General features: G+C 60.0%; 9 protein-coding genes and 1 pseudogene. 6 read left to right on the top strand and 4 right to left on the bottom strand.

What is annotated here, in order from left to right; genetic code table 11:
• From BFE01S_RS37580 to BFE01S_RS45670, 3 genes and pseudogenes are all read right to left on the bottom strand, one after another.
• Positions 1–502: pseudogene (locus tag BFE01S_RS37580) on the bottom strand (hypothetical protein); the annotation flags it as partial.
• Positions 503–913: 411 nt separating this feature from the next.
• Positions 914–1,333 (bottom strand): DUF4279 domain-containing protein, encoded by a 420-nt coding sequence (locus BFE01S_RS37575; RefSeq protein WP_042337239.1) that lies wholly within the window; start codon positions 1,331–1,333, stop codon positions 914–916.
• A 7-nt stretch (positions 1,334–1,340) separates the two neighbouring features.
• Positions 1,341–2,009, bottom strand: coding sequence for a hypothetical protein (locus tag BFE01S_RS45670; protein ID WP_322787810.1), 669 nt, complete (start codon positions 2,007–2,009; stop codon positions 1,341–1,343).
• Positions 2,010–3,088: 1,079 nt separating this feature from the next.
• Between BFE01S_RS45670 and BFE01S_RS42745 the strand changes: the two genes are divergently transcribed.
• Positions 3,089–3,310, top strand: coding sequence for a c-type cytochrome (locus BFE01S_RS42745; protein ID WP_081833137.1), 222 nt, complete (start codon positions 3,089–3,091; stop codon positions 3,308–3,310).
• A gap of 103 nt (positions 3,311–3,413) precedes the next feature.
• Here the strand turns inward: BFE01S_RS42745 and BFE01S_RS05585 are convergent, their stop codons facing one another.
• Complete coding sequence (locus BFE01S_RS05585) at positions 3,414–4,124, bottom strand: FadR/GntR family transcriptional regulator (RefSeq protein WP_042337238.1); 711 nt, start codon at positions 4,122–4,124, stop codon at positions 3,414–3,416.
• A gap of 109 nt (positions 4,125–4,233) precedes the next feature.
• Between BFE01S_RS05585 and BFE01S_RS05580 the strand changes: the two genes are divergently transcribed.
• The 5 genes from BFE01S_RS05580 (at position 4,234) to BFE01S_RS05560 (ending at position 10,906) form a co-directional block, all read left to right on the top strand.
• Complete coding sequence (locus BFE01S_RS05580; protein ID WP_028197596.1) at positions 4,234–5,439, top strand: mandelate racemase/muconate lactonizing enzyme family protein; 1,206 nt, start codon at positions 4,234–4,236, stop codon at positions 5,437–5,439.
• Positions 5,440–5,550: 111 nt separating this feature from the next.
• Entirely contained in the window at positions 5,551–6,954 is a 1,404-nt protein-coding gene (locus tag BFE01S_RS05575) for a sodium:solute symporter family protein (RefSeq protein ID WP_028197595.1), read from the top strand.
• Between the two features lie 23 nt (positions 6,955–6,977).
• A complete protein-coding gene (locus BFE01S_RS05570; protein WP_028224628.1) occupies positions 6,978–7,946 on the top strand; it encodes a 2-hydroxyacid dehydrogenase in 969 nt (322 codons plus the stop codon).
• 49 nt (positions 7,947–7,995) lie between these two features.
• Positions 7,996–8,913, top strand: a complete 918-nt coding sequence (kdgD, locus tag BFE01S_RS05565; protein WP_028197593.1) for a 5-dehydro-4-deoxyglucarate dehydratase — start codon at positions 7,996–7,998, stop codon at positions 8,911–8,913.
• A 409-nt stretch (positions 8,914–9,322) separates the two neighbouring features.
• Positions 9,323–10,906: an aldehyde dehydrogenase (NADP(+)) gene (locus BFE01S_RS05560; protein ID WP_028197592.1), complete on the top strand. Its 1,584-nt coding sequence runs from the start codon at positions 9,323–9,325 to the stop codon at positions 10,904–10,906.
• The last annotated feature ends 360 nt before the right edge of the window (positions 10,907–11,266 follow it).

The raw sequence follows: 11,266 nt of genomic DNA, 5'->3' as shown, positions 1-11,266 counted from the left end.
CCTGTGCGTCCGCAGGAGCCTGTCGGGTACCTTTTTCCCGCTGCTTCGGTATGGCCTCCATACACTTGCGAATGGGGTCCCGCTCGGGCACAAAGAGCAGGTTGCCGTCCTTTACCTCGTTGTACAGGGCTTTCGCAACTTGGTGGTTGTCCATCGTTTTCATGTGAAAGCGGTTACCACTTCGGCCCAGCATGTCGCGCAGTTCTTGCGATGGGTGCGCCAGCAGCGTGGATTCAGCGTGCTTTAGCCACGCTGCGCGCGCTTCCTGCATGCCCTGCACGATGTCATCATGCGCTTCGTGCGGTACGCGCGCCGGCCATGCAAGATGAAACCACCGGTCCACGTCAAACATCCAGGGGGACTCGATATGAAGGTACTGCGACTTGCGAATGCTTGCAGAAGAAGTGTCCGTGCCGCCCTTCACGGACGCTGTGACCAGACCTGGGGGAAAGTGACAACATCGCGCCTCGCCGTCAATTGACCAGACCCGATTGTGCAGCATGACGCCATCTCGAAAAACCCCGACGAAGCGGGAAGTCCGCTTAGTTGCCTTCGTAACAGTTATTTCGGTATCCCGACGTTAGCTGCAGCGTTACAGTCCTTTACGACTTCGCTATAACTGCATATACCGGTCCCGTTTCGAGTTGCAACCGTGCCGCGTAGCGACCGCGCACGGCTTTAGAAGCTCATTCAGAGATTGGACCAGCGAAAGCGGCTACGCCCGCGACCTTGCCGAGCGTGCGCTCGCGCATACCATCGCGCACAAGGTTGAAGCGGCCTACCACCGCACGGACCTTATCGAACAGCGCCGTCCGATGATGGAAGCGTGGGCGCGGCACGTGTGTGGGCTGGCGGCCCGACTCAATACAAAGCCGCCACAAGAGCGGCTTTCTAGTTTTTACTGGCAACGGCGTTATTGATATTCGTCGATCTCGACCGTTCCGCCCATTGCTTCCATCATCGCCCGAATGTCGTCAGGCACATCGGGTACGCGGTCGCCGCTTTCGTTGTACCAGTAGCAAAAGAAGCGCATATGCGCATCAGTGCGCTTAAGCAATTCTGGCAAATCTGACCGCGGTAGTGCCAGGCGCCCGACAAGATAGCGAAGGTGAGGGGCGAGAAGATTGCTCTGGACGTGCTCTTTGCTACGCACCCCCCATAGACCGGTTCGCGCCGGGAATTTACTCTTCTGGCCCGATGATGTAAGCCAGAACTGGTCTTTTATGCGTTGTGTATCAGGTAGGACTCCAAAGTAGTTTGTCCAGAATTCAGGCGGCTCAACGTCCTGATAGATCGTAAACGATGCGTGTGCAAGTTGATGTATGGAGGTCATTTCGCACTCAGAAGGCGTAGTCGTGCATGTTGCCGATGATGTTTTTCCCGAATTCAATGTCTCCTGTGTCATGCCAGATAACATTGTCATCGCCTCGTAACTCAAGATCGTCTTTCATGACGTGGACCATATCGCCAAACGTCTTGCGCTCATACCCAAGCATCTTCGCTGCGTAGTCCGGATTGTTCGTGCTCGCGGCAAGTTCTTCAGTATCGCCACTCATCGCGTCCGGCGTGTATTCGAACGGCTGGGCATTGCTGAGGTTCTGCGGCACACGCGGACTGTTGTCATGGAGCACCTTTGCCACGTCCGCGTCGGCCGGCCCTTGCGCGTCCGCAGGAGCCTGTCGGGTACCTTTTTCCCGCTGCTTCCGTATTGCCTCCACACACTTGCGAATGGGGTCCCGCTCGGGCACAAAGAGCAGGTTGCCGTCCTTTACCTCGTTGTACAGGGCTTTCGCAACCTGGTGGTTGTCCATTGTTTTCATGTGAAAGCGGTTACCACTTCGGCCCAGCATGTCGCGCAGTTCATGCGATGGATGGGACAGCAGCGTGGATTCAGCGTGCTTTAGCCACGCTGCGCGCGCTTCCTGCATGCCCTGCACGATGTCATCATGCGCTTCGTGCGGTACGCGCGGCGGCCATGCAAAATGAAACCACCGGTCCACGTCAAACATCCAGGGGGACTCGATGTGAAGGTACTGCGACTTGCGAATGCCTGACCAGAAGAAGTGTCCGTGCAGCCCTTCACGGACGCTGTGACCAGACCCAGGGGAAAATGACAACATCGCGCCTCACTGTCAGTTGGCGAGACCTGATTGTGCAGCATGACGCCATCTCGAAAAACCCCGCCGAAGCGGAGAGTCCGCTGAATTGCCTTCGCAACATTTATCTCGGTATCCTAACGTTATCTACAGCGTTACAGTCCCTTCGGCTTCGCTATAACCGGATAACGGCCCCGTTTCGAGTGGCAACCGTGCCGCGTGGTAACCGCGCACGGCTTCAGAAGCTCGTCCTGGAGTTCGCGCAGCCGGTTCCGGCACTGGCGCAACAGCGCGTTCAGTTCGCGCAACTGGCTCCGCGAGCGCACGGACCTCATGCCGTGCCTGGCAGCAACGCCGCCTCTTCGAGCGAAAAGCCTGCGGCGCTGGTCCAGTGGTCAAGATCAGGATTGCCCGCGCGTTGATGCAACTCCTTCAGCGTAATCATTGCGTCCCTTCCCGCAAACCCTTGGGGAGAGTTACGCCAGTCGGATAAGGGGGGCCGGTTTTCGGGGATCAGCCTGGGCGCAACGCTCAATGGTTTGCAATTTCTCGCCTGGGTGCCAAGAGCCGCCACATGCTGATGTGGCTAATTGATGGGCCAAGAAATGGAAAAACCCCGTAAGTCCTTGAACTTACGGGGTTTCCACCGCCATTTCTGGCGGAGACGGAGGGATCCAGGATCCCCCCGCAGGGTCTTGTGCCACGGGCTTCCGCGCAAATAGCGCTTCGCCTACCCATACTCGTACCCATACTCAAAAACGCCCGCGACAGCCTCTATATGCCGACCCCGAACATAATTAGGGCCAAATTAAGCGTCGCACGGCACCTTGACCGCCCGCTACTGGCAGTCACCGATTAATTTTACCCGATCCTGATATGAAGTCGATCGCGGTATCGAACACCTCGTGCGCCTTTCTGTAGAGTGACTCCGTCGCCGCCCCGGCCATAGCAGCTGAACTCATCCCCGAAAGACCTGGCCAGGTGGAGGCCGCATGCGGCCCCCACGATCGCGCTCGCCGCGCGGCGGCTCATCCCGATCAAACCCGCCCTCGTTCGCATGGAAGCTCTCCGATACGCAGGTGGCGGCCGTCGTGACCTATGTGCTCAATTCGTGGGGCAACGCTGCGCCAGCTGCCACCACTAACGAGGTGACGAAGGCGCGCAAGGCGCTCAGCGCGCGTCCGCAGCTCATCATTGTGCGCCCGCACTCCTGATGTCCCTGCCATGGCCGATGGCATTCCGTCCGCCCACGAACGCAGATCTCGACGGCGCGCCGGGCAGGCATGCGAAAGACCAGGCGGCAGAAAACGCTTTGCGCTACTGGCCGAAAAGCCTTGCAATGCCCCCGTCGATATGAGCCCGCATGGCCGTGCGGGCACCATCAATGTCCCCGGCATCAATGGCGGCGAGGATATGCGCGTGCTCTCGCACCACCTCCTGTCGACGAACGTCAAGCGGGCGGCCTGCCAGATCCCTGACCAGACGGATGCCGAAGTTCATCTGCTCGGACAATGCCGCGAGTGTATGGGCGAAGAAGCGGTTGCCCGTCGCCTGGGCCACCGCCATATGGAACGCGATGTCCTGTTCCGTCCCCGCTTCTCCAGCGGCAATTGCCTGCTCGAGCCTTTGATGCGCCTTGCGCAGCCTTGCAAAAGCCACCCGGTCAGAGGCCTGTGCCGCACTGGCCGCACATTCACCTTCGAGGCTGCGCCGGAATTCGAGAAAGCTCTTCACGTCGGGAATGCTGGCCAACGTCGAGAAAGCCAGGGCCTGGGAGGCGGCGATGCCGTCATTCACATAATTACCGGAGCCCTTTCTCGAATAGATCCGGCCTTCCGATCGCAAACGGGATAGCGCCTGCCGCAGCATCGGTCGTGAGACGCCGAAGCGCTCGGCCAGCGTCTGTTCCGCCGGCAGCTTCGTGTGAGGAACGAATTCCGGATCGCTTAACAGCGCAAGCAACTGATCGTAGGCATATTCGTCCCGCGTATGACTGGGAACATCCGGCGACGTGCGGATCGAATACATGGCATTTCCTCCAGGACAAGCTGTCAGACAGCATAGCAAATAAGTTTGACTGGATACAGAGGCGACGACAGAATCCGCGCATCCGTCCTGAAATGTTGCTCATACTGTCATGCCTCGAATTACCGCCCTGCGTACCATCCGACTGCCCGAACGCCCGAAGCTCATCTGGGTTGAAGTTGAAACGGAGGACGGTCTCACGGGTCTCGGCGAAACCTTTCGCGGCGCCCAGGCTGTAGAGGCGGTTCTTCACGAGCAGACTGCTCCGGCAATCATCGGGCGGGCAGCGGAAAACATCACCTCGATTTCCAGTGAGTTACTGAATCCGTATGTGGGCTTCGGCAGCAGCAGTGCAGAGGTGCGTGCTGCCAGCGCAGTCGACATCGCTCTCTGGGATCTGGCGGGCCAGCGCGCGGGCGTTCCGTTGCATGTCGCCCTCGGGGGCGCGGCACGCGATCGCGTCCCCGTCTACAACACCTGCGCTGGTTACGACTTCAATACGTCACTGGGCGGCCGCCGGTCCATCGGATCTGCTGAGTTGAGCACAGGACCGTACGACGATCAGGTCGCCTTCATGCGCGATGCCGGTGTACTGGCGGAAAGCCTCGTGGCCGAAGGGTATGCCGCGATGAAGATCTGGCCATTCGATGATTTCGCGTCGATCACGCCGCACCACATCAGCCTCACTGACCTGAAAGATGGCCTGGAGCCCTTCCGGAAGATTCGCGCAGCGGTCGGTCAGCGCATTGAGATCATGTGCGAACTGCACAGCCTGTGGGGCACCCATGCCGCCGCGCGTATCTGCAATGCACTGGCGGACTACGGGGTCCTGTGGGTCGAAGACCCGATCGCGAAGATGGACAACATTCCTGCGGTTGCCGATCTGCGGCGGCAGACTCGCGCACCGATCTGCGGCGGCGAAAATCTCGCCGGCACCAGGAGGTTTCACGAAATGCTCTGCGCCGACGCAATCGATTTCGTCATGCTCGACCTGACCTGGTGCGGCGGACTGAGTGAAGGACGCAAGATCGCCGCGCTCGCAGAAACACATGCCCGTCCGCTGGCGCCGCACGACTGCACCGGCCCCGTCGCCCTCATGGCAGGTCTGCATCTGGCGCTGCATGCCCCCACCGCAATTTTCCAGGAAGTGGTCCGTGCGTCACTCGCAACCTGGTATGCGGACCTCGTCGACCACCTGCCCGTGATTCAGGAAGGTATAGCCTTGGCACCGACCCGGCCTGGATTGGGTACTGCGCTCCTGCCACATGTCAGGAAGATTGCGGGCGCAGTCGTACGGGAAAGCGGGAAGCCCCGATAACCTTGTCTGCGGGAATGGGGTGGCAGCCCCACGCGGCACACAGGCGATCGCCAGAATCGCTGATCAACAAACGGCAGCAACGCCAACAGGAATTCATTCAGGAGACAGGACATGCTATCGAGGGTAACAATTGTGGTCGGAGTCACCGCACTCTATTTCGCTGTCGTCGCATTTATCGGCTATAGCGTGCGCCGACAGGCATCTACCAGCACCGGATTCACGACGGGCGGCAAGCCCTTCTCCCCCATTCTGATCTCCGCCCTGATGCTGTCCGAGTTCATTGGAAGTTCCGTGAGTATCGGGACCGCGCAAAAGGGCTTTGAGGAGGGGATATCGGCAGCGTGGAATCTCGTGGCGCTGGCGATCGGCTTTCTGTTGCTGGGTTTGCTCCTTGTTGGCCGCTACCGGCGCACCGGACTGAACACCATCTCTGCAATTCTTGAACAGACCTACGGCCGAGGTGTCCGTTACGCGGCGTCGGCTCTGACGATCTTTTCACTGAACGTCGTTGCGGTGGCACTGTACGCTGCCGGTGGCGCGGTGCTCGGCACGGTTCTCGGAATCGGGCATGGAATTGCGACGGTGATCGTGGGTCTGGTCGCGATCTTCTTTGTGACCGTCGGCGGCTTTCGATCAGTTGTCTATACGAACACCCTGAATGCTGTCATCAAATACCTGGGGATTGTGCTTGCTCTCGCCTTCGCACTGACGCAGGCAGGTGGCTATGCGCATCTGCAGGCCATGTTGCCAGCCCGGATGTTCGATGTCTCTGGAGTCGGGGTATCGCAGATCGTCGCGTGGATGATCGCCGGCATCGGATCCATCTTCGCGACACAGTATGTGATCCAAGGGGTTGTCACGACCCCGGATGAGCGCGGCGCACGACGCGCCTGCTACTACGTCGCCACGTTGATGATCCCGTTTGGCATCATCGTGGCGCTCATCGGTGTGTGCAGCGCGCTTCTTTATCCCTCGATCAGGTCGGTTGATGCCTTCCCGTCGATAATCGCGCACATGCCGCCATTCGCTGCGAGCATCGTTGTCATCGGCCTGGCTGGCGCACTCTTTGGCGGCATTTCTGCCAGCACGATCGCGTCCAGTACCCTCCTGCTGCGTGACTTTTACGAGCCATTCTTTAAACGCTCTTCCGCCGATCGGGGATCACTACGGTTCATCCGTATTGCCACCATCGTCATCGGCCTCATACCGCTCGTGCTCGCACTGTTCGCAAGCAAGATTCTCCTGATCGCGTTCCTTGGAAAGTCGCTGCGTGCCACGCTTGCGGTTCTGATTCTGCTGTGCTTCTACGCGCCGCGGTTTGGTACGACTCGCGGCGCACTGACCGGCATCATCCTGTCGATCGTCATCACGGTCACGTGGTTCCTCGCCGGCAATCCGTTCGGAATCGACAGTTCGTATTTTTCCCTTGCCGCGCCCGTTGCCGCCATGGCCATCAGCCATGTTTTCAAGTCCCGTAGCCGTGAAACGCCGGCAGTAACCGCCCGTCACCCGTAACATCAGGACCCGTCGCTATAGCCATGCATTCATCCCCACCTCAGGCACATTCCCAGGCCCTCCACGTACTTGTCGCGGGGCCGCTTTCGCCCGATCTCGTATCGGGGCTGGATGCGCTTTACGAAACGCGCAAACTCTGGCTGGAGCCTGACCAGACTGCTTTCCTGCAGACACACGGCCCGAGCGTCGACGTGCTCGCAACGAGCGGAATTTTCGGTGCAGATGAGGCGCTCATGAACCAGCTTCCCAACCTGCGGCTCATTGCAAGCTTTGGCGTCGGCACGGATCCAATTGATCTTGATGCGGCGCGTGCCCGCGGCATCGTGGTCACCAACACGCCCGACGTGCTTAACGAGTGCGTTGCCGATACAGCGTTGGGCCTGCTCCTCGCATTGGCGAGACGCATCGTGCAATCGGACCGGCTGGTTCGGGCGGGCGAATGGACAGCGGGGCGAAAGATTCTTGGCACCAAGCTCGGAGGAAAGGTGTGCGGAATCGTTGGGTATGGCGGCATCGGCCGGGAGATCGCAAAGCGTGTAACGGCATGCGGAATGCGGGTCGCCTATTACGGTCCGACGCGCAAGAACGATGTCCCATACCTCTGGTACCCGTCACTCGTCGGTCTGGCGCGTGACGCCGACGTGCTCATTCTCTCATTGCCTGGCGGAACCGCAACACACCATGTCGTTGATACCACTGTGCTTCAGGCACTCGGCCCCGACGGAATGCTCGTCAATGTCGCCAGAGGATCCGTTGTCGACGAAGCGGCACTCGTGAGCGCACTGGAACAGGGAGCCATCCGCGGCGCAGCGCTTGATGTGTTTGAACACGAGCCAGAAGTTCCATCGGCACTCTTTTCGCTCGACAACGTTGTACTCACCCCGCATATCGGAAGTGGCACGAGCGAAACCCGTGAGGCGATGACGCAGCTGGTCCTCGCCAATATTGCGGCGTTCGCGGCGGGTCGCCCCTTGCTATCACCCGTGCGCTGACCGAAGCCGCACTTTTCCCCTTGATTTGACTCGCTACAGGAGATAAACCATGACCACACCCCAGGAACTCAAACAGATCGTCTCGGACGGGCTGCTTTCATTTCCCGTCACTGACTTCGACGCCGCTGGAGAATTCCGCCCCGGGACCTACGCCGGACGTCTGGAATGGCTCGCCCCCTATGGCGCGACGGCGCTTTTTGCCGCAGGTGGCACGGGCGAATTTTTTTCCTTGACCAAAAATGATTACTCGAATGTCATTCGCGTGGCAACCGAGACCTGCAGGGGCAAGGTTCCCATCATCGCCGGCGCGGGTGGTCCGACGCGGGTGGCGATTGAATACGCTCAGGAAGCGCAGCGGCTCGGCGCGAATGGCATCCTGCTGATGCCGCACTATCTGACCGAAGCAAGCCCCGACGGGATCGCTGCGCATGTGGAAGAGGTCTGCCGATCGGTGAAGAATATCGGCGTGATCGTCTACAACCGGGCAAACTCGCGGTTCAATGCCGACGTTCTTGAACGTCTTGCGGATGCATGCCCGAACCTGATCGGTTTCAAGGATGGTGTCGGCGAAATCGAGAACATGGTCACCATCAGGCGCCGCCTTGGCGATCGCTTCTCGTATCTCGGCGGACTGCCGACCGCTGAAGTTTACGCAGCCGCATACAAGGCGCTCGGCGTACCCGTCTACAGCTCGGCAGTATTCAACTTTATCCCGCGCACGGCGATGGAGTTCTATGGCGCAATCGCGTCGGATGACCACGAGACGGTGGGCAAACTGATCGACTCGTTCTTTCTCCCCTACCTGAAAATCCGCAACCGCGTCGCCGGCTATGCCGTCAGTATCGTCAAGGCAGGCGCAAAGCTGGTCGGCCATGATGCAGGTCCGGTACGTGCCCCGCTGTCCGATCTCACGAACGAAGAGCTTGAGCAGCTCGACGCCCTCATCAAGGCGCTCGGACCGCAGTAGTCCGGTCGTGTTACCTCCGCGAGGTATCAGACCTGGCACCGCGCGAAACATCAGACAACCGGACGTCCTGTTCCGCGGGCTGACATGGCCGGGATAGCGGGAGGGTGAGCCTCTTTTGAGCCACGGGCTGTACGGGCATGTACGAAGACCCGCCCTCCTGCGCCGGACAGTTTATCCGGAAGAGGGTTGGGGATTCGGCCATGAGCACCGGACCAGAGCCAGATAGTGCATGTGGCCAAAGAAACGATGCACTTTCATGTCGATAGTCATGCGCGTCATCGTGGTCCGCCCGCTGCCCACGCAGGCATAGTTGCCGCTGCTTTCAGGAATTCCCGGCCGTAATGACCATGCCCTGCATCTTGCACACTGAACCGGTTCGATTCAACTTATCCTCAGACGGAGTTTTTTCATGAAAATCACAGGAGAACTATTGATTGGCCGCCGGACGGTCATGGGAGCGGACGGAGGAATAACAGCCTTCGATCCCGCTCAAGGCGAGTCCATCCCTGCACCTGTCTTTGGTAATGCCTCAGCTGCGCAGGTCAATGAAGCGTGTGAACTGGCTGCTTCGGCGTTTGATGCATACCGTAATCTGCCCTTCGAAGTGCGCGCAACATTCCTTGAGGGCATTGCGGACGGCATTGGCGAACTCGGCGACGCCCTTGTTGAACGGGCACATGCGGAGTCAGGATTGCCCAGGCAGCGCCTGGAAGGAGAACGCGGCCGCACGATCAGTCAGCTGAAGCTCTTTGCGAAGGTTGTGCGTTCGGGGGCGTGGCTCTCCGCAACACTGGATTCGCCTCTGCCGGAACGCAAGCCGCTCCCGCGGCCGGATCTTCGCATGCAGAAGATTCCTGTGGGTCCGGTAGTCGTTTTCGGCGCAAGCAATTTTCCCCTCGCGTTTTCCGTCGCGGGTGGCGACACTGCGGCCGCGCTCGCCGCAGGCTGCCCAGTGATCGTCAAGGCACACCGCGCGCACCTGGGTACCGCGGAAATGGTTGGTCGCGTCATTCAGCAGGTCGCAGATGCCATGAATCTTCCGGATGGCGTGTTCTCGCTTGTTATCGGCGCTGGCGCCTCTGTGGGAGAGACGCTGGTTTCGCACGCTGCGGTAAAAGCCGTTGGTTTCACAGGCTCGCGCAGCGGTGGAACTTCGCTGATGCGCGTCGCCGCCGCGCGTCGTGAACCGATCCCCGTCTATGCCGAGATGAGCAGCATCAACCCCGTGTTCCTGTTGCCGGCTGCGCTCGCTGCACGCAGCGACGAAATCGCCCGTGGCTTTATCGATTCGCTGGTGCTGGGCGCGGGCCAGTTCTGCACCAATCCCGGACTCGTCATCGGCATCGATGGTCCTGCTCTGCGTCGGTTCATCGATTCGGCCACTGCACAACTCACCAGCCGTGTGGCGCAAACCATGCTGACGCCGGGGATCCACGAGGCATGGCTCGACGGGAACGCCAGGCTTGCTGCAACCCCCGGCATTCGCGCCGCCGGCCACGGCCTTGATACTTCCGGTCCGAATCAGGCTCGTGCGGCACTCTACGCGACCGATGCCCAAACCTTCCTCTCGACCCCGGCGGTCGAGGACGAAGTATTCGGTCCGGCGTCGACGATCGTGTGTTGTGCAAACGAAGCCGAACTTCTGGGATTGACAGAACATCTGGCCGGACAGCTGACGGCCACCATTCACCTTGACAATGCCGATACCGCCCTCGCGCGACAACTGCTTCCGGTCCTTGAACGCAAGGCGGGACGCATCCTGGTCAATGGATTTCCAACCGGCGTCGAAGTGTCGTACGCGATGGTCCATGGCGGGCCGTATCCGGCAACTTCCGACAGCCGGGTCACGTCTGTAGGCGCATCGTCCATAGAACGCTTCCTTCGTCCGGTCTGCTATCAGGACCTCCCCGCTGACCTGCTGCCAGAAGCCCTTATCGACACCAATCCGCTCGGACTCTGGCGCACACGTGATGGAGAAGTTGTCCGGGCCTGACAGGACCGCGCAGCGGAGCGAACCGCGCTCCGCGTGCGGCTTGCGCAGGAGATACGCCGCCAGCGCAGCGGGCACGCGCCACCTGCCCAGCTCCTTTCCGGATAGGGAGGCTGTCCGGCACTGTGAACCCGGCGGCAGTGACGATGATGGGAGCAGGTAACGCCGGCCGGTTGGCAATGCCACCGTCGCCCGTCAGCGCCCGGCGACAACGGCAGTTCACGCCCATTTACTGTGCTGTCAGACAGCAATGAGGATTGGTTTGACTGGGTAGTTGAGCGGGCGAGACAATCGCGACAGCTTCAGGGCAAGAACATCCGGTTGCAGCATCGCCCTGAACAAGCACCAGCAGTCCATAAAACA

It is taken from the genome of Paraburkholderia ferrariae NBRC 106233, from assembly GCF_000685035.1.
GTDB lineage: Bacteria > Pseudomonadota > Gammaproteobacteria > Burkholderiales > Burkholderiaceae > Paraburkholderia > Paraburkholderia ferrariae.
Note: the sequence above shows the minus strand (reverse complement) of the source record. Positions and strands in the feature narration are given on the sequence as shown.

Coding starts and splice junctions, on each gene's coding strand:
- BFE01S_RS37575 (WP_042337239.1), bottom strand. CDS start 1,333: ATGACCTCCATACATCAACTTGCACACGCATCGTTTACGATCTATCAG.
- BFE01S_RS45670 (WP_322787810.1), bottom strand. CDS start 2,009: ATGTTTGACGTGGACCGGTGGTTTCATTTTGCATGGCCGCCGCGCGTA.
- BFE01S_RS42745 (WP_081833137.1), top strand. CDS start 3,089: ATGCGGCCCCCACGATCGCGCTCGCCGCGCGGCGGCTCATCCCGATCA.
- BFE01S_RS05585 (WP_042337238.1), bottom strand. CDS start 4,124: ATGTATTCGATCCGCACGTCGCCGGATGTTCCCAGTCATACGCGGGAC.
- BFE01S_RS05580 (WP_028197596.1), top strand. CDS start 4,234: ATGCCTCGAATTACCGCCCTGCGTACCATCCGACTGCCCGAACGCCCG.
- BFE01S_RS05575 (WP_028197595.1), top strand. CDS start 5,551: ATGCTATCGAGGGTAACAATTGTGGTCGGAGTCACCGCACTCTATTTC.
- BFE01S_RS05570 (WP_028224628.1), top strand. CDS start 6,978: ATGCATTCATCCCCACCTCAGGCACATTCCCAGGCCCTCCACGTACTT.
- kdgD (WP_028197593.1), top strand. CDS start 7,996: ATGACCACACCCCAGGAACTCAAACAGATCGTCTCGGACGGGCTGCTT.
- BFE01S_RS05560 (WP_028197592.1), top strand. CDS start 9,323: ATGAAAATCACAGGAGAACTATTGATTGGCCGCCGGACGGTCATGGGA.